The organism is Kushneria indalinina DSM 14324 (genome assembly GCF_003385845.1).
Taxonomy (GTDB): Bacteria; Pseudomonadota; Gammaproteobacteria; order Pseudomonadales; family Halomonadaceae; genus Kushneria; species Kushneria indalinina.
In genome coordinates this window covers 706,407-723,662 of the sequence record NZ_QRDJ01000006.1, presented here as the reverse complement: position 1 = coordinate 723,662, position 17,256 = coordinate 706,407, and the positions used below count along the sequence as shown (strand labels likewise).

Annotated in this window: 17 protein-coding genes and 1 pseudogene; 11 read left to right on the top strand and 7 right to left on the bottom strand. The window is 57.2% G+C overall.

Annotated features, from left to right (window positions below; translation table 11 throughout):
• The first annotated feature begins 113 nt into the window (after nt 1-113).
• The 7 genes from accB to C8D72_RS17505 all read left to right on the top strand — a co-directional run bounded on the left by accB (nt 114) and on the right by C8D72_RS17505 (nt 6,491).
• Nucleotides 114-587 (top strand): acetyl-CoA carboxylase biotin carboxyl carrier protein, encoded by a 474-nt coding sequence (gene accB / locus C8D72_RS03335; RefSeq protein ID WP_115852968.1) that lies wholly within the window; start codon nt 114-116, stop codon nt 585-587.
• 13 nt (nt 588-600) lie between these two features.
• Nucleotides 601-1,944: an acetyl-CoA carboxylase biotin carboxylase subunit gene (gene accC / locus C8D72_RS03330; protein ID WP_115852967.1), complete on the top strand. Its 1,344-nt coding sequence runs from the start codon at nt 601-603 to the stop codon at nt 1,942-1,944.
• 112 nt (nt 1,945-2,056) lie between these two features.
• Entirely contained in the window at nt 2,057-2,977 is a 921-nt protein-coding gene (prmA, locus tag C8D72_RS03325) for a 50S ribosomal protein L11 methyltransferase (protein WP_115852966.1), read from the top strand.
• 94 nt (nt 2,978-3,071) lie between these two features.
• Nucleotides 3,072-4,085: a tRNA dihydrouridine synthase DusB gene (dusB, locus tag C8D72_RS03320; RefSeq protein ID WP_115852965.1), complete on the top strand. Its 1,014-nt coding sequence runs from the start codon at nt 3,072-3,074 to the stop codon at nt 4,083-4,085.
• Complete coding sequence (gene fis / locus C8D72_RS03315) at nt 4,082-4,378, top strand: DNA-binding transcriptional regulator Fis (protein ID WP_245955127.1); 297 nt, start codon at nt 4,082-4,084, stop codon at nt 4,376-4,378. Before dusB ends, fis begins: the two co-directional genes overlap by 4 nt.
• 52 nt (nt 4,379-4,430) lie before the next feature.
• Nucleotides 4,431-6,044: a bifunctional phosphoribosylaminoimidazolecarboxamide formyltransferase/IMP cyclohydrolase gene (gene purH / locus C8D72_RS03310; protein WP_115852964.1), complete on the top strand. Its 1,614-nt coding sequence runs from the start codon at nt 4,431-4,433 to the stop codon at nt 6,042-6,044.
• Between the two features lie 300 nt (nt 6,045-6,344).
• Nucleotides 6,345-6,491, top strand: a complete 147-nt coding sequence (locus C8D72_RS17505; RefSeq protein WP_170140486.1) for a hypothetical protein — start codon at nt 6,345-6,347, stop codon at nt 6,489-6,491.
• A gap of 108 nt (nt 6,492-6,599) precedes the next feature.
• Here the strand turns inward: C8D72_RS17505 and C8D72_RS03305 are convergent, their stop codons facing one another.
• The 4 genes from C8D72_RS03305 to C8D72_RS03290 form a co-directional block, all read right to left on the bottom strand.
• Nucleotides 6,600-8,057 (bottom strand): NAD-dependent succinate-semialdehyde dehydrogenase, encoded by a 1,458-nt coding sequence (locus C8D72_RS03305; RefSeq protein WP_115852963.1) that lies wholly within the window; start codon nt 8,055-8,057, stop codon nt 6,600-6,602.
• A gap of 125 nt (nt 8,058-8,182) precedes the next feature.
• On the bottom strand, nt 8,183-8,737 hold the full coding sequence (folE, locus tag C8D72_RS03300; protein ID WP_211308754.1) for a GTP cyclohydrolase I FolE: 555 nt from the start codon (nt 8,735-8,737) through the stop codon (nt 8,183-8,185).
• Between the two features lie 91 nt (nt 8,738-8,828).
• Nucleotides 8,829-9,803 (bottom strand): serine/threonine protein kinase, encoded by a 975-nt coding sequence (locus tag C8D72_RS03295; RefSeq protein ID WP_115852961.1) that lies wholly within the window; start codon nt 9,801-9,803, stop codon nt 8,829-8,831.
• Nucleotides 9,804-9,836: 33 nt separating this feature from the next.
• Complete coding sequence (locus tag C8D72_RS03290) at nt 9,837-10,589, bottom strand: ComF family protein (protein WP_245955126.1); 753 nt, start codon at nt 10,587-10,589, stop codon at nt 9,837-9,839.
• Between the two features lie 298 nt (nt 10,590-10,887).
• Between C8D72_RS03290 and C8D72_RS03285 the strand changes: the two genes are divergently transcribed.
• The 3 genes and pseudogenes from C8D72_RS03285 (at nt 10,888) to C8D72_RS03275 (ending at nt 14,693) form a co-directional block, all read left to right on the top strand.
• Nucleotides 10,888-11,076, top strand: a complete 189-nt coding sequence (locus C8D72_RS03285; RefSeq protein ID WP_115852960.1) for a hypothetical protein — start codon at nt 10,888-10,890, stop codon at nt 11,074-11,076.
• Between the two features lie 600 nt (nt 11,077-11,676).
• A pseudogene (locus C8D72_RS03280) lies at nt 11,677-13,082 on the top strand (MFS transporter).
• A 27-nt stretch (nt 13,083-13,109) separates the two neighbouring features.
• Complete coding sequence (locus C8D72_RS03275; protein WP_115852959.1) at nt 13,110-14,693, top strand: glycoside hydrolase family 43 protein; 1,584 nt, start codon at nt 13,110-13,112, stop codon at nt 14,691-14,693.
• Between the two features lie 319 nt (nt 14,694-15,012).
• On the opposite strand, the gene C8D72_RS03270 is transcribed toward C8D72_RS03275, so the two are convergent.
• From C8D72_RS03270 to C8D72_RS03260, 3 genes are all read right to left on the bottom strand, one after another.
• Nucleotides 15,013-15,210 carry a hypothetical protein gene (locus tag C8D72_RS03270; protein WP_115852958.1) on the bottom strand — a complete coding sequence of 66 codons (198 nt, stop codon included), beginning with the start codon at nt 15,208-15,210 and terminating at the stop codon, nt 15,013-15,015.
• A gap of 55 nt (nt 15,211-15,265) precedes the next feature.
• Entirely contained in the window at nt 15,266-15,733 is a 468-nt protein-coding gene (locus tag C8D72_RS03265) for a UvrD-helicase domain-containing protein (RefSeq protein WP_115852957.1), read from the bottom strand.
• Nucleotides 15,734-15,840: 107 nt separating this feature from the next.
• Nucleotides 15,841-16,296, bottom strand: a complete 456-nt coding sequence (locus tag C8D72_RS03260; RefSeq protein ID WP_115852956.1) for a hypothetical protein — start codon at nt 16,294-16,296, stop codon at nt 15,841-15,843.
• A 240-nt stretch (nt 16,297-16,536) separates the two neighbouring features.
• Here C8D72_RS03260 and C8D72_RS17325 point away from each other — a divergent pair, with 240 nt between their 5' ends.
• Nucleotides 16,537-17,145, top strand: a complete 609-nt coding sequence (locus tag C8D72_RS17325; protein ID WP_147301496.1) for a hypothetical protein — start codon at nt 16,537-16,539, stop codon at nt 17,143-17,145.
• The last annotated feature ends 111 nt before the right edge of the window (nt 17,146-17,256 follow it).

The window sequence follows — 17,256 nt, the reverse complement described above, 5'->3', positions numbered from 1 at the left end:
TTGACCTGCAGGTTAACCATGAGGTGTTCGAGGGCACGTTCACTGCCTGACAACAGAGTTTACTTTCCCGTGCCCTGTTCCAGGCAAGGCACGATCGATCAACAGGTATTGTCATGGACATTCGCAAGGTCAAGAAGCTCATCGAGCTGCTGGAAGAATCCAACATCAGCGAAATCGAGATTCAGGAAGGCGAGGAGTCCGTCCGTATTAGCCGCAATCTGCCCGGTCAGCAGGGTCAGATGATGATGCCGCAGGCACCGATGGGCTATTACCCTCAGACCCAGGCACAGCCGCAGCAGGGCACCGGTGGCGGCGCACCCGCGGCCGAAGAAGCCGCGCCGGCCATGCCCAGCGGCCATCAGGTGCTCTCTCCCATGGTCGGCACCTTCTATCGCGCCCCGGCGCCCGGCGCCAAGTCGTTCGTAGAAGTCGGCCAGAGCGTCAAAAAGGGTGACACCATCTGCATCGTTGAAGCCATGAAGATGATGAACCAGATCGAAGCGGACAAGGATGGCGTGATTGATACGATCCTTGTTGAAGATGGCGAGCCGGTCGAGTTTGACCAGCCCATGATCATCATTGCCTGACAGGATTTTCAGCATGCTGGAAAAGGTACTGATCGCCAATCGCGGCGAAATCGCACTACGCATACTGCGCGCCTGCAAGGAACTCGGTATCAAGACGGTGGCTGTCCATTCCAAGGCTGACCGTGACCTGATCCATGTACGCCTTGCCGATGAAGCCGTCTGTATTGGCCCTGCGCCCTCCCCGGCGTCGTATCTCAATATCCCGGCCCTGATTTCAGCCGCCGAGGTAACGGATGCCACCGCCATCCATCCGGGCTATGGCTTTCTCTCCGAAAACGCCAACTTCGCCGAACAGGTCGAGCGTTCGGGCTTTGTGTTTGTCGGCCCCACGGCAGATGTCATTCGATTGATGGGTGACAAGGTCTCGGCCATCGAGTCCATGAAAAAGGCCGGCGTTCCCACGGTTCCGGGCTCTGATGGCCCGCTGCCCGACGACGATGCTGAAATACTGGAAATCGGTCGGCGCATCGGCTTTCCAGTCATGATCAAGGCCGCCGCCGGTGGCGGTGGGCGCGGCATGCGTGTGGTTCGCGAAGAGTCACAGCTGGTCTCGGCTGTGGCGGTCACCAAATCGGAAGCCAACGCCGCCTTCGGCAGCGATGTCGTCTACATGGAAAAGTACCTGGAGCGTCCTCGCCATGTCGAGGTACAGGTACTGGCTGACGGCCAGGGCAATGCCATCCATCTTTTTGATCGCGACTGCTCGCTGCAGCGCCGCCATCAGAAGGTCCTCGAGGAAGCACCGGCGCCCCATATCGATGAGCAGGCCCGCGCGAACGTGCTCAAGGCCTGTGTCGATGCCTGCATCGAGATTGGCTATCGCGGCGCGGGCACTTTCGAATTTCTCTACGAAAACGGCGAGTTCTTCTTTATCGAGATGAACACCCGCGTTCAGGTAGAGCATCCGGTCACAGAAATGGTTACCGGTGTCGACATCGTCAAGGAGCAGCTCAAGATCGCCTCCGGCATTCCGCTGTCGATTCGACAGGAAGATGTGGTGGCCAACGGGCACGCCTTCGAGTGTCGCATCAACGCCGAAGACTCTCGCACCTTCATGCCCTCGCCCGGCAAGATCACTTTCTATCATGCCCCCGGTGGTCTGGGCGTGCGCATGGATTCGCATCTTTATACCGGCTATACGGTGCCGCCCAATTACGACTCGCTGATCGGCAAGCTTATCACCTGGGGCGAACACCGCGAAAGCGCGCTGACGCGCATGCAGAATGCGCTGGATGAGCTGCTGGTTGAAGGCATCAAGACCAATATTGATCTGCAAAAGGATCTGGTCCGCGATGTCGAGTTCCAGCGCGGTGGGGTCAATATCCACTATCTGGAAAAGAAGCTGGGTCTGCACTGATACCTGCTTTTGACGTCTATCGTACAGGACCCGTCAGGGGGCGATCATATCGCCCCCTGATGCTTTCAGGGCATCCCCGCCATGCCCTCCACCCGGCTTTGCAGGAGGCCTTATGGCCTGGCTTCAACTCAAGGCGCACATCGCGCCGGAACACGCCGAACTGCTTGAAGAACTGCTCACCAACGAAGGTGCTCAGGCCATCACGCTTGAAGACGCCGTTGATGACCCGGTATTCGAGCCCGAGCGCGGCACGACTCCCTTGTGGAATCAGACCGTTCTGACCGGTCTTTATGACGACCTGGAAGGCGTCAGCGACATGATCGCACGGGTGCGCGAACACTGGGCTGCGGCAGTTGGCGACGAGCCCTGCCCCGACATCGAATACGAAGTGCTCGAGGATCGCGACTGGAGTCGCGAATGGATGGACGGCTTTGAGCCCATGAAAATGGGGCAGCGTTTGTGGATCGTGCCGAGCTGGCTCGATGCGCCGGAGCCTGATGCCGTCAATCTGCTGCTCGACCCGGGCCTTGCCTTTGGCACCGGCACTCACCCAACCACAGCGCTGTGCCTGCAGTGGCTGGATGAGCTGGCCGTGGCCGGCGAGCTTGAGCACAAGCGTCTGATCGACATCGGCTGCGGCTCGGGCATTCTGGCCATCGCGGCGCTCAAGCTCGGTGCGACTCATGCCGTCGGCACCGATATTGATCCGCAGGCCCTGCTGGCCAGCCGGGACAACGCCGGGCGCAACGAAATCGCCGAGCAGGACTTCGATCTGTACCTGCCCGAGCAGGCACCCGATGAGCGCTTTGACGTGGTCGTGGCCAATATTCTGGCCGGACCGCTGGTGGCACTGGCGCCCATGATTGCAGCACACGTCGCCCCGGGCGGGCGCCTGGCGCTCTCGGGCATTCTGTCGCACCAGGCAGACGATATCCTCGAGGCCTATCGGGATCAGGGGCTTTACATGAACGAGCCCCGTGAGCGCGAGGGCTGGGTCTGTGTCGAAGGCTATCGCCCCGTCAACACCGACTGAGTACCGTTCTTTCGGCGAAGCAACGCGACCTGGCCCTTCAAGATCGGCGCTCAGGTCGCTATCATGTTCCTCCCTTTTCCGGATCAAGCTTTCAATGGTTAACGGACTGCCCTGTATCGGCCCTCACCGGCTGGCCGGGCGCGTTATTCTTGCGCCCATGGCGGGAATTACCGATCGCCCCTTTCGCCAGCTCTGCAGAACGCTGGGCGCTGGTCTGGTGGTCTCCGAGATGGTGACCGCCGACAAGCGGCTATGGCATACGCCCAAATCACGCCTGCGACTGGACCACAGCGGCGAGCCCGGCCCCCGCTCGGTGCAGATTGCCGGTGGCGATGCGGCAATGCTGGCAGATGCCGCGCGCGTCAATGCCGACAATGGCGCTGAAATCATCGACATCAACATGGGCTGTCCGGCCAAGAAGGTCTGCAACAAGGCCGCCGGCTCAGCCCTGATGCGCGATGAAGCGCTGGTCGCCGAGATTCTGGAGCGGGTGGTCAGCGCAGTGGATATCCCCGTGACGCTCAAGATCCGCACCGGCTGGTGTGATCAGACCCGTAACGCGCTTACCATCGCCCGCATGGCGGAATCTGCCGGCATTGCAGCACTCAGCGTTCATGGTCGCACCCGCGAGCAGCGCTACCAGGGTCTGGCCGAGTACGACACCATCGCCCGGATCAAATCCGAGCTTGCCATCCCGGTGTTTGCCAATGGCGATGTCGACGGCCCCGAAAAGGCGCGCCAGGTGCTGGACTATACCGGCGCCGATGCGGTCATGGTTGGACGCGCCGCTCAGGGCAACCCCTGGATCTTTCGCGAGATCGAGCACCATCTTGAAAATGGCAGCTTCCTGACGCCCCCCACCGCCAGCGAGCGCGCCGAGGTCATGACCCGCCATCTGGAAGCCCTTTATGCCCTGTACGGTGAGCATATGGGGGTGCGCATCGCACGCAAGCATATTGGCTGGTATCTCGCCGGTGCCGAGCACGGCGAACGCTGGCGCCGCGAATTCAACACCCTTGAAGGCTGTGACGAACAGCAGCGCTACCTGATAGCGCTTTTCGCCGAAAATTCTCCGTTCGCCCCTATAGATGGAACGCGTGCCGCATGAGTAGTCATCCACTGTCTGATCACCCGGGTGAAACCCCCATCCAGCTTCACCAGCATCCGTCGCAGTCACGCACGCTGCGTGAGGCGGTTGATCAGGCCATGTCGCTTTATTTTTCCCATCTTGATGGTGAAAACGTAACCGACCTTTACAACATGGTCATGGCCGAAGTGGAAGCCCCGCTTCTACGTTCGGTCATGGCCCATACCCGCGGCAACCAGACCCTGGCCTCACAGATGCTGGGCCTGAACCGCGGGACACTGCGCAAGAAGCTCAAACAGTACGATCTGATCTGAGCCTGATGCGCTGCTCGCGCATGACACGTTTACTGCCTGCCACGGAAACCTCATGACTCATCAAGACGAGACTGCAATGTCCCACGCCTGCCAGCCGATCCGCCGTGCACTGATCAGTGTCTCCAACAAGGACGGCATCGTGGACTTCGCCCGCCGCCTAACCGCTCTTGGCGTAGAGCTTCTTTCGACCGGCGGCACATGGCGCCTCTTGAATGAGCAGGGCATCGCCGTCACCGAGGTCTCCGAGCATACGGGGTTCCCGGAAATCATGGATGGCCGGGTCAAGACGCTTCATCCACGCATTCACGGCGGCATTCTGGGCCGTCGCGGCCAGGACGATGACGTCATGGCCGAGCATGACATTGCCCCCATCGACATGGTGGTGGTCAATCTCTATCCCTTCGCGGAAACCGTGGCCGAACCGGACTGCACGCTCGAGCGCGCCATCGAGAACATCGATATCGGCGGCCCCACCATGGTGCGTGCCTGCGCCAAGAATCACGCCTACACCACCATCGTGGTAGACCCGAGCGACTATGCGCGCGTACTCGACTCTCTGGAAAGCGCCAATCAGGGTACCGACACCACCCTGCGCTTTGACCTGGCGGTCAAGGCCTTTGAGCATACGGCAGGCTATGACGCCGCCATTGCCAGCTATCTGGGCGGCATCGTCGAAAGTGGTGACGATTCAACATCCGCCCTGCCCCGCACCTGGTCGACGCAGTTCCACAAGCGCCAGCAGATGCGCTACGGCGAAAACCCGCACCAGCAGGCAGCGTTTTATACCGAGCGTGAGCCCGCACCGGGCAGTATCGCCAGCGCCGTCCAGCTCCAGGGCAAGGAACTGTCCTACAACAACGTCGCCGATACCGATGCTGCGCTTGAATGCGTCAAGAGCCTTGACGCACCCGCCTGTGTCATCGTCAAGCATGCCAACCCCTGCGGCGTGGGCATCAGCCGTGACGGTCAGCTCAAGAGCGCCTACGAGCTCGCCTTTGCCACCGACAGCGAATCCGCCTTTGGCGGCATCATTGCCTTCAATCGCGAACTCGACGGGGATACGGCAGCCGCCATCGTCGAGCGCCAGTTTGTCGAAGTCATCATTGCACCGGCGATCAGCGACGAGGCGCGTCGGACGGTAGCCGACAAGAAAAACGTGCGCCTGCTGGAATGCGGCGCCTGGCCTGAAAGCACCCCTGAAAGCTTTGACTACAAGCGGATCACCGGTGGCCTTCTCGTGCAGTCACGCGATAGCGGCATGGTGACGGAAGATGAACTTCGCACGGTCACACAACGCACGCCTTCCAGTGATGAACTTGATGATCTGCTGTTTGCCTGGAAGGTCGCCAAGTTTGTGAAGTCCAATGCCATCGTCTATGCGCGCAACGGCCAGACCGTGGGCGTGGGCGCCGGCCAGATGAGCCGCGTCAACTCCGCCCGCATCGCGGCCATCAAGGCAGAACAGGCGAACCTTGAGGTGAAAGGCAGCGTCATGGCATCCGACGCTTTCTTCCCCTTCCGTGATGGCATTGACAACGCCGCAGCGGCCGGCATTACGGCCGTCATTCAGCCCGGCGGCTCGATGCGGGATGAAGAGGTCATCAAGGCCGCCGACGAGGCCGGCATGGCCATGGTCTTTACCGGCATGCGCCACTTCAGGCATTGATCTCGAGCATCAGCCGTCAAAAGGGCCGCCATCTCACGATGGCGGCCCTTTTATTTGCACCTGTCGAGTTCGGGCCATGTCATCAGGGCAGTCCTTTTCAAGGATCACCTGAGCCTGCTCATTTCCCTTGGAACCATAGGTGTTGCCCGGGTAAAAATAATTCCCTGCTGAAACCTTTCTTAATCCAAACGGCACAGTGTCAGAACATGCCTGCAGGCAATAATGCCTTGCCCGGCCAGCGTCGGCTGCAATGACCTGCAACGGCAAAAAAACTAAAAAAACCGTCCGGAGTAACCCCGCATGTGGAAGTCATTGACCATCAAGGGACTGACCATCCAAAAAATGACCGTCGCCGTTGCGATTACCATCGTGACCACTGCCGGCACCTACGCCTACGCCAGCGAGCAGAGCTGGTGGTTCACACCGGTACATGGCATGTGTTCCTGAGCCACGAATGCCACAGGCGTTGAAGACAACAGGCCTTCAGCGCATAAAAAACCCCGCCAGCGCGGGGTTTTCCAATAGCGTATTCAACGATTGAACAGGTCTTCAGGGTTACTGGATCGTCATGCACAGATATTTCGTTTCCATGTACTCCTCCAGCCCGTAGCGTGAGCCTTCACGACCCAGCCCGGACTCCTTCATGCCGCCAAACGGTGCTGCTGCGTTGGACACCAGCCCTTCATTAACGCCCACGATGCCGTACTCCAGCGCCTCTCCCACGCGCCAGATCCGACCGGCATCGCGCGTATAGAAATAGGCCGCCAGACCAAATTCGGTATCGTTGGCCATGCTGATTGCCTGCGCCTCATCATCGAAGGGGAAGACGGCCGCCAGTGGCCCGAAAGTCTCCTCGGAGGCCACCTTCATCGAGGCATCGGCGCCGTTGATGAGCGTAGGCTGATAGAAGCGGCCGCCCAGCGTATGCTGGTGCCCGCCGATCATCAGCTCGCCCCCCTTGTCGATGGCGTCCTGAACGTGCTCGTGCACCTTGTTGACCGCATCCTCATTGATCATGGGGCCGATGTTGACACCCTCCTGCATGCCATCGCCGACCATCAGCTCGCCATTCATGGCCGCCGCCAGCTTCTCGCAAAAGGCATTGACCACCCCCGACTGCACCAGAAAGCGATTGGTACAGATGCAGGTCTGGCCCGCGTTGCGGAACTTGGAAGCCATGGCACCGGCGACCGCAGCATCAAGGTCGGCATCATCAAACACGATAAAGGGCGCGTTGCCGCCAAGCTCCAGCGAAATCTTCTGGATATGGCTTGAGGCCTGGGACATCAGCTTGCGCCCGACCTCGGTGGATCCGGTGAAGGTGATCTTGCGCACCAGCGTTGAGTCAGTCATGGCCTTGCCAATCTCGCTGGCGCTGCCCGGCAACACATTGAACACACCGCGCGGTACCCCGGCACGCTCGGCCAGTACCGCCAGCGCCGTGGCAGACAGCGGCGTCTGGCCGGCCGGCTTGATGACAATCGGGCAGCCTGCGGCCAGCGCGGCCGCCGCCTTGCGGGTAATCATGGAAGACGGGAAATTCCATGGCGTAATGGCACCTACCACGCCAACCGGCTGCTTGAGCACCATAATGCGCTGATTGGCCTTCGCCCCCGGAATGGTGTCGCCATAGACACGCCGCGCCTCTTCGGCGAACCAGCGCATGAAGCTTGCCGCATAAACGATTTCACCTTCGGCTTCGGCAACGGGTTTGCCCTGCTCAAGGGTCATGATGCGGCCAAGATCGCGCTTGTGCTCGATCATCAGCTCATACCAGCGGTAAAGAATATCGGCACGCTCGATGGCGGTGCGACCGCGCCAGTCAGGAAAGGCGGCGTGGGCCGCCTCGATGGCACGCTGCGCCTCGGCGGCGCCCAGACGCGGCACCCGAGCGATGATCTCGCCGGTGGCAGGATTGTCGACGTCGATCTGCTCGCCGCTGTCGGCCGCGACCCAACTACCGTCAATGTAGGCAAAGGGTCTGAAAAGGCTCTGGTCGTTCAACGTATCCATGTCGTTCTCCTGTCGATTTGAAATTCTCGGGGCACTCGGGATATGTGCCAAGCATAGGACATGCTATCGAACAGGAGAAACGTTGCCCGGGATCGGGATCGACCCATGAGGTCAACGTATGGCGATCAGTTATAGACAAGCGTCAGAAATTCCTGACGTGAAGGCAGATTGTCACGAAAATCGCCCAGCATGACCGAGGTTTTCATGCTGGAGTTCTGTTTTTCCACGCCGCGCATCATCATGCACATATGGCGCGCCTCAACAATCACCCCTACCCCGCGGGCATCGGTGGCGTCCTGAACGGCATTGGCAATCTGGCGGGTCAGCTCTTCCTGAATCTGCAGGCGACGGGCATACATGTCCACGATACGGGCAAATTTGGAGAGTCCCAATACCTTGCCGCGCGGCAGATAACCGATATGGCATTTGCCGATAAAGGGCAGCATGTGGTGCTCGCACATCGAGTAGAGCTCGATGTCCTTCACGATCACCATTTCATCGGTATCCGATGAAAACACCGCGCCGTTGACGATATCGTCCAGACTTTGCTGATACCCATGCGTCAGGAACTGCATGGCCTTGGCAGCACGTGCCGGCGTGTCCTGAAGTCCTTCGCGCTCCGGATTCTCGCCCAGAGCAGAGAGGATCTCGCGATAGTGGTTTTCCATCTCCTGACTCATGTTTCTTTCCTGCGTTTCGGGTATATCCGATGTCCATGCGGACACCGTGGCATGTTTCATTTCCGGTCAGCCCGGTCATGTCGACGCTGCGTCAGGCCAGCCAGCGGGGTGACGACAGCGCGACACGCTGCTGTTCGAGAGTTCTGATATGCTGATCCCAGTAGTGTTCACTGGCAAGCCAGGGAAAGGCTCGCGGGAAAGCCGGATCGCTCCAGCGCTCCACAAGCCAGGCACTATAGCGCACCAGGCGAAGCGTTCGTAGCTGTTCGATCCACCCCAGCTGGCGCCGATCCAGCGAACAGTGTTCTTCATAGCCTTCAATCAGTTCCGCCAGCTGCGCCTGCCAGGAAGGCTCATCCTCGCCGGTCAACAGCATCCACAGATCCTGCACGGCAGGCGCCATGGCGCAGTCATCAAAATCCACCAGTGAAAAATGGCTTTCCCGCCCCAGGATATTACCCAGATGGCAGTCGCCATGAACGCGCTGAAAGGCATCATCCGGCCAGGCCTTTTCAGGCAGCATGTCCAGCAGCGTCTGACTGATCTGCTCATGGGCACGGCGCTGCCGGGCATTGAGCCAGTGACTGGCGCGAATGCTTTCAAGACTCTCGAGTGCGATGGTGTGCGGCCGCAGTATGGACCGATGTTTAAAGACACTGCGGCGCGCGACGGCATGCATCTGCCCGAGCGTGCTCCCCAGTGCGAAAAGATGCTCGGGGTTGTCCAGCTCCGGGGCCTGCCCCGACACGAAATGGAAGATGGCAAAACGAAAGCCGTCATGGTGATGCAGCGTCTCGCCCGACTCGCTGCGCCAGAGTCGATTGACGGGGCAACCCGCCGCATGCAGCTCATCGACGAAGGCATGCTCCTCCAGGATGGCGGCATCCTCGAGTCGATCGGGCCGGTAAAACTTGACGATGAAGCGCTGGTTGTCGTCGTCGCGCCACAAAAAGACCCGGTTTTCATAACTGTTGAGCGCAAAGGGCTCGCCTTCGGTACGAAAGCCCTGCGCTTCTATGGCCGCTACGATGCGCGCCGGGTCGAGCTGTTCAAAGGGGTGAGCCACTACACTATCTCCGCGTCTGAATGCGCCATGCTATCAGATTGCGCGACCTGCCGGGGTACGGGCAAGCGCACCGGCGGTGACATGGGCGGCGCCCTGTTCACGGCAGGCGCGTGAGAGGGCCTCAAGCGTGGCGCCGGTGGTCATGACATCATCAAACAGCAGCACGGAAGCAGGCAGCGGTGACATCACGCGATAGACGCGGTGAACGTTACGCTGTCGGGCCCGGCGCGACAGCCCTCGTTGCGTCGGCGTCAGGCGAAGCCGCGTCGCCCGATACAGAGGCAGATCCAGCGCCGCGGCGATTCGTTTTCCCAGCCACAGGGTCTGATCAAAGCCGCGCTCTCGGGCGCGCCGGGGATGAAGATCGGCCGTGACGATCGCCTGCACCTGCCCGTGGTACTCCCTGAGCGCCTGTAGCATGAGCTGTAAAAGGATATGACCGGCGCGACGATCGGCGCTGAACTTGAAGCGCTGAATCAACTGCGCGATCTCGCCTTCGTAGAGAAAGGGCACCCAGCTGTCATCAAAATTCGGCCGCTGCTTCAGACAGTGGCCACAGGGCATGTCGGCAGGCACCGATGCCGGCCGCGGCTCACTGCACAAGGGGCACGCGCTTTGATGCCATGCCAGTGCTCTGAAACATTGATCGCACCAGGGCCTGCCGCCTGCAGTACCTGCCAGACAAAAACTGCAGTAGCCGGGCATGGTCCAGGCAAGCGTGCGGTCCAGCGTCTCGACAAGACGCCTGCCCTTTACCCGCCATATATCTCCTGAACCGTTTTTCATGGCATGCCTTCTGACCGTATCAGAAGGCTATCGGCAGATTTTGTCGGTACTAAATGCTGCTACTTTCATTCGAACCATCAGAATCCACCCCATCAGAGCATGACAGACAGCTTTTCCCTGCCCTGAGCTACCAGTCATCGAGCCTGGTGCCAGGCAGCCGTCTTTAATGGTCCCACGCCCACTTTCGCCTGTGCTGCCAAATGACGACCAAAGTTAACACTCTGGACATGGCGTGGCGCTGGCGGCTCCCCTAGCCTCATTAAAGGCGCATCAATAAAGCTGACCATCGGAGATCATCATGCCTTATACCTATCAATACGCCGCAGCAGGAGAGTTCACCTCCACGGGTGAGAACGACCATGTCGAGGGGTTCGTCGTTTTCTTGGAGGGTACCAGGATGGAAATCGCGACCTATACGACCGAGGACGCCGCGAAAGCTGCCTGCGAAGAGCTTAATGACAAGGATGATGTTTCCGGCAAGCGTTGAGGACCCTTTTCACGTGCGGACAGGCTGATGCGCGATGGGTCATCAGCCTTGCTGCCTGCGACACTCGAATCAATCCGGCTACCCGTTATTTCTTTACAGGCACAGGGCAGCACAGGCACAGGGCAGCTATAGCCTGTTTAGTTACCTGTTTACCTGTTGAAGCATCCATTCAGCCCTTCCGTGATGTCTGGATCATTACCAATCATGATGCTACTCAGGGTTTCAGGACCTGTATCGCTTCTGTATTGATTCAACAAGGCATTCTTCCGCCGGTTATCACCGGCTCTGTAAACACCCTGAAATCACCAGTTTATTATTTCCTCTCGGCCCCCCGCCATCTTCATGTTCCATCACCCGGACAGCCATCATTATCACCTTCGGTCTTCGATGGTTTACCAACGTCTAATGGTAATGCAGCACAGGCTTTACAACGCTGACTCATGGTTCGTGGCTTGAAACAGCAGTTCATGGCTTGACCCAACAGGTCGTATAGGCGCTTTAAAAACCAGCCGGGCAGCGACCACATCCATATGAACCTCACGCTCCGGCCACCAGCCGCGGCCTTCAAACCATTGCCCTTCCCTCTCATCAGGATGATGCATGACGACAAACAGGAATACCCTGGAAGGCCCACAGCCGGAAGCATCATCGGCCAGCGCTTCTATTCCGGAAGCCGAGAAAATTGGTCTTTTGGAGAAAGTCGGTTATGGCTGTGGCGATCTGGCCAGCAACTTTATCTGGCAGGCAATGAGTATCTTCATTGTCTATTACTACACCGATGTTATCGGCATTGCCGCGGGCGTCATCGGCTCGATCATGCTCTTTTCACGCGTGTTCGATGGCGTCTCGGATGTTGCGATGGGCTACATCATCGACAAGACAACCTCCCGGCATGGCAAGGCCAGACCATGGTTGCTGTGGCTGGCAGTCCCCTTTGCCGTGTCGGCGGTATTGCTGTTCGCCGTTCCCGATATCGACCCCTTCTGGCAGGTGGTGTATATCGCCGTCACCTACAACGTTGTCTGCCTGGTCTACACCGGGCTCAATGTTCCCTATGGCACCATGAACTCGCTCATCACTCAGGATCAGTACCAGCGCTCGCTGCTGAATGTCTTTCGCATGAGCCTGGCACTCGTGGGCGTTCTGCTGGTCAGCAACCTGACGCTACCGGTCGCGACATTACTGGGCGGAGGCCAGTTTGGCTGGGTCATGACCTTCATGATGTTTGGCGCGATAGGCACGGCGCTTTTCATCTTTACGTTCAAGACGACCAGAGAGCGAGTCCAGCCCGCAAGCCAGAACATGCGAGACACGAAGGTCTCGCTCAAGGAAAGCCTGAAGACGCTGGGCAGAAACCGATACTGGGTGCTTGCCACAGCGTTCATCCTGTTGACCTACATCTTTAACGGGCTCAACTCGGGCGCCGTGGTTTATTACGCAGAATACATTCTTGATAACACCTGGCTGGTAGGGGTCGTGACGACGGCCTATATCGCTTTCATTTTGCTGGGCATGGTCGTCGTCGCACCGATTACCAAACGATTCGGCAAGCGCAACGCCATTATTGTTGGCGAAGTCATTACCATCTTCGGTTATTTAATCATGCTGATCGATCTCACCAATGTCGCCCTGATCATTGCCGGCACGATTATCGCGGCATCGGCAAGGCACCGATCAACGGCAGCATGTTCGCCATGCTGGGCGATACCGTCGAATACGGTGAATGGAAGACCGGAATCCGTAATGAGGGCATGGTCTACAGCGGCGGCAGCATGGGCATCAAGGTCGGCAGCGGTCTCGGTACAGCGCTTATCGGCTGGATACTTGCCATGGGCGGCTATGTCGGCGGCGGCGACGCACAGACCGATACGGCCCTGTTGTCCATCCAGGCGCTCTTTATTTATCTACCGCTGGCCATTTGCGTACTCATCATTGTTTTGATGCTTTTCTACGATCTGGATAAGCGCTATCCGAAGATCATTCAGGATCTCAAGGCAAGAGCTTGATACCCCGCCTTAAAAAGGACGACATCAATGACGCTGATTACCAACCCTGTATTGCCCGGCTATCATCCTGACCCTTCGATCCTTCGGGTAGGCGACGATTATTACATCGCGGTATCGACCTTCGAATGGTTCCCCGGCGTACAGATCCATCATTCCAAGGATCTGGTGCACTGGCAGCTGCTGACATATCCGCTGACTCGAGTGTCACAGCTCAACATGATCGGCAACATCGACTCGGGAGGCGTCTGGGCGCCCTGCCTGAGCCATGCCGATGGCGTTTTCTACCTGATCTATACCGATGTCAAAAGTCGGGAGGGGGCCTTCAAGGATACACACAACTACCTCATTATCGCCGACAACATCGAAGGCCCCTGGTCGGATCCTGTCTATCTGAACAGCAGCGGCTTCGACCCCTCCCTGTTTCATGACGAGGATGGTTCGAAGTGGCTTCTCAACATGATCTGGGACTTTCGCAAGAGCAAGCACCCCTTTGCCGGCATCGCTCTGCAACGCTACGACCACGACAGAAAACGCCTGACTGGCCCCGTTCACAATATATTCAGAGGGACCGAGCTTGGCCTGACAGAGGCCCCCCATATCTATCAACATGGTGGCTATTACTATCTGATCACCGCCGAGGGCGGCACAGAGTACAACCACGCGGTGACGGTCGCTCGCTCGAGTTCCCTGTCAGGGCCTTATGAGGTCGACCCTGAAAACCCGATACTGACCTCCGACCGGGAGGATCCGTCCCGGCTGCAAAAGGCCGGCCATGGCAGTCTGGTCACCACCCAGGACGGTGACTGGTACATGGCGCACCTGTGCGCCCGCCCGGCCATTGATGACAAATGCATTCTCGGTCGTGAGACAGCGCTGCAGAAATGTTACTGGACCGAGGACGGGTGGCTGCGAATCGAAAATGGCCCCTATCCGGACTGGCAGGTCACCGCGCCGAATCTGGCGTCGCATCCGTTGCCTCAGGAGGATGGTCACGATGATTTCTCTGACTCACGCTTAAAACTGTACTGGAACTCGCTCAGGCGACCCTTTACGCAGGACTGGATTTCCCTGCACGAACGTCCCGGGTTTCTAAGGCTCAAGGGCGGCGAATCGATGCAGTCGACGCATCGTCAAAGTCTGCTGGCAAGACGCCTGGAACATTTCCATGTCGAGGTCGAGACCGAACTGGAGTTTTCACCCGAACACTTTCAGCAGATGGCCGGGCTGATCATCTATTACGACACGGCCGATTACGTTTATCTGCGCGTGACCCATCATGAAGAGCTGGGCAAGTGTCTTGGCATCATCGAGTCTCGGCATGGCGAATACGATGAGCTATTAAGTGAAGAGATTGCGCTGCCGGCGTCCTCCACCTTTTTAAAGGCAAAAATCGACAGGGAGCAGCTGCAGTTTTATTACTCGACAGAGCCTGAGCAGTGGCAATCGGTCGGCGACAAAATCGACATCGCTCATCTTTCTGACGATGACGCAAAATACATTCGCTTTACCGGAACGTTTACAAGCCTGTGTGTCCAGGACCTCAGCGGTCAGGCTCTGGCCGGAGATTTCGCCTACTTCGATTACCGTACGGGGGAAGACAAGGATCACTGATCGACAGCCTACACACAGGCATACATGGCATGTCGTGCTGGCAGCATCTGGATATGGAAAATTACTTGAAGCGAGCTCCGTTCAGGGCTGAAGAGTACTTCAGAAGGCATACAAGTAAAGCAGATGGTGCGGAAGGAGAGGACGGCTTCCTCTTTATAGAACAACCCTTACACATGTCAGGAGCTGGAGGCATACAGACAGGCATATAAACCGAGCGTTGCTGTTTTGATCTATCGATTTCAAAATTGGATTTACATCATTGCTATTGATCAGGCTGACGGCCCCAGCTAGCGAACCTGCAGGCACAGCGCCAGCTTGGTCATAATATCTGCTCATATTGGAAGGATGCCGGTGGCTCTCCGGGCGCATCGAGTGCAAGGTGCTCGTGGTAGAGGTCAGCGTCCGGGTAATAAAAATCTGGATGGTACTGCCCATGCCCGGCATCAGCCGTATCGCTGTAATAGGGTTTCTCGTACCGGTAGTTAATGCCGTTGAGCGTCAACCAGTCGGCGATCATCTTCTCCTCCTAGCTTTTTACGACTTCCTCCCGATGGGTCACGATGGCCTCGGGATCAATTGGTGTCAGTGGTACGGTATCCACCCGGTCCTTTTGTGCCTGGAATGTGCCGATGTCTCTGGACAGTACTGCAGAGAATAAAAGGCAGATGTCCTGAAACCCCGGTGACTTCACTAATAACCCGCAGGCCGAAGGCATGAAAGGTGCTGGACTGGATCTTTTCAAGACCATCGACCCAAGGCACCACCCTTGAGTTAAGGCTCTCTCTGAGTTCGCTGGCGGCATCGCTGTTGCAGGCCAGCAGCAGAATCTGATCAGGTCGGGCGATACCCGCCCGTACGGGGTAGCCAGCGCGGGCCACCATAGTGGATGTCTTTTCGGACCCGGCCGGCGCAATGAAGCGAACCCAATCATCAAAGCAAATGGCCGCAGCAGCTTGCTCGTCCGTAAGTGGCCGCGATTCTACCCTGTCCAGAAAGTCACGATGTCGAAGCAACTCGGCCTGCTCGAACTTCCGATTCAACGATTCTGCCTGTTGCTCAAGCTCATTACTGAATGTCCTTCACAGATTGCCGATTGCTTCAGTAGCCTCAGCGTTTTCCCCAGACTCATCAAGCGCTGGGTGGGCAGTCAAATCAGCATTGGAAATCTCACCTGCAGGAAAAGGTTGTCGCGTTCACCATAGAGTTGATCGAGGAGGCTTCGTCGATTCCAGCGATCCCTGTAAAGCTGGCCAAAGGCATCATGACGCCAACGGGCGATCATGGCTGCCCGTGAGGCCAGCATTCTCAGGAGATAGCGATTCAGATTAAAACGCAGCGCATCCGCGAGTTTTTCCGCACTGTCCCTGGCAAGCCCCTTGAGAACAACGCTGGTCGTTTTCGTGGAAACAGCATTGGCGATCTCGACATGGCAGGACGCCCATGCGGAACCTTGAGTTGTTCGGACCTTTTGCACCTGCCAATCGCAAATGATGTCTTTTGCCGAGAGTCCGGTAACGGTCGGACGGTCATTATCGAGACGAAGTCTCCAGTTAGACGTCACTTTCAAACGTCTGGCCCATGGGGAGGGTATCCAAGTATTCATGCCGGTAACGATGCTCGATTGATGCAGGATGAACGAGTGGGTATCACCGCCTGCTATTCGAGAGTAGTAAGAATAAAGTGATGGTGTAGAACCTTGCCAAGCATATCTGTTGAAAAAACATCATTGGAATTGGCAAAAGCTGACTGAGGCAATTGTAAAAAATAGCAACATAGCTTAAATTAGCATAAAATCATCTTAGTCAACTCAAATTGTATAAAAATGAATATGTGGGGAACGCTTGTGAAGCTTGATTCAAACCGAAAACCCTTGATTGCCACCACGGTTTTACTGATTTCTCTCCAAGGCTGTGTCTCGATAACCGGCGAACCCAACATCGATAAAACCACCCCAGTTTTCGAAACTCAGGCTAATCAAGACAACCAGTTTAACCAAAGCATTAGCTTAAGAAGCATAGAAAATTTTCGAGGAACCAGCATATTTCCTATAGCAGGCCATGTATCTCCCAACATGCCTGAGCATGCTGCGAGAGAAGCGCTGGAAAATGGCATGAAAAGTGCAGGTATCTATGCACCGTTTGAAGATTCAAGATATGTGCTGGACGTAAAAATGCTGGAAACTGGCGAAGAAGGAGCCTTGAGCTCAGCCAGCACCTTCTCTGGGATCACCAGAGATATGGAAGTTCAATATGTGCTGAGCTCCAAGGAACCGGATAGAAAGCTCTTTAATGAAATCGTAAAAAGCACTGGATATGCATCATGTAGTAATGGAGATGGCTGCGTCTCTTTTTATCTGGTCGAAAGGGTTGCAGCAGAACGCTCTTACAAGGAAAGTTTTACCAAGGCAATAAATGCCATCCTTGAACTGGGTGCCCGCACATTAGATACGTGAAGGACTTATCACTCATGGTGAGCTGAGAAAGCAGCCTTTATCAGCGCTCAATCTGATCGCTGATGAAAAGTCTCCACAGTGAACAATCGAGATTGGTTGATACGCTCATAC

What these genes read in the sequence shown, in the direction of transcription:
- accB (WP_115852968.1), top strand. Translation starts at nt 114, where the DNA reads ATGGACATTCGCAAGGTCAAGAAGCTCATCGAGCTGCTGGAAGAATCC.
- accC (WP_115852967.1), top strand. Translation starts at nt 601, where the DNA reads ATGCTGGAAAAGGTACTGATCGCCAATCGCGGCGAAATCGCACTACGC.
- prmA (WP_115852966.1), top strand. Translation starts at nt 2,057, where the DNA reads ATGGCCTGGCTTCAACTCAAGGCGCACATCGCGCCGGAACACGCCGAA.
- dusB (WP_115852965.1), top strand. Translation starts at nt 3,072, where the DNA reads ATGGTTAACGGACTGCCCTGTATCGGCCCTCACCGGCTGGCCGGGCGC.
- fis (WP_245955127.1), top strand. Translation starts at nt 4,082, where the DNA reads ATGAGTAGTCATCCACTGTCTGATCACCCGGGTGAAACCCCCATCCAG.
- purH (WP_115852964.1), top strand. Translation starts at nt 4,431, where the DNA reads ATGACTCATCAAGACGAGACTGCAATGTCCCACGCCTGCCAGCCGATC.
- C8D72_RS17505 (WP_170140486.1), top strand. Translation starts at nt 6,345, where the DNA reads ATGTGGAAGTCATTGACCATCAAGGGACTGACCATCCAAAAAATGACC.
- C8D72_RS03305 (WP_115852963.1), bottom strand. Translation starts at nt 8,057, where the DNA reads ATGGATACGTTGAACGACCAGAGCCTTTTCAGACCCTTTGCCTACATT.
- folE (WP_211308754.1), bottom strand. Translation starts at nt 8,737, where the DNA reads ATGAGTCAGGAGATGGAAAACCACTATCGCGAGATCCTCTCTGCTCTG.
- C8D72_RS03290 (WP_245955126.1), bottom strand. Translation starts at nt 10,589, where the DNA reads ATGAAAAACGGTTCAGGAGATATATGGCGGGTAAAGGGCAGGCGTCTT.
- C8D72_RS03285 (WP_115852960.1), top strand. Translation starts at nt 10,888, where the DNA reads ATGCCTTATACCTATCAATACGCCGCAGCAGGAGAGTTCACCTCCACG.
- C8D72_RS03275 (WP_115852959.1), top strand. Translation starts at nt 13,110, where the DNA reads ATGACGCTGATTACCAACCCTGTATTGCCCGGCTATCATCCTGACCCT.
- C8D72_RS03270 (WP_115852958.1), bottom strand. Translation starts at nt 15,210, where the DNA reads ATGATCGCCGACTGGTTGACGCTCAACGGCATTAACTACCGGTACGAG.
- C8D72_RS03260 (WP_115852956.1), bottom strand. Translation starts at nt 16,296, where the DNA reads ATGAATACTTGGATACCCTCCCCATGGGCCAGACGTTTGAAAGTGACG.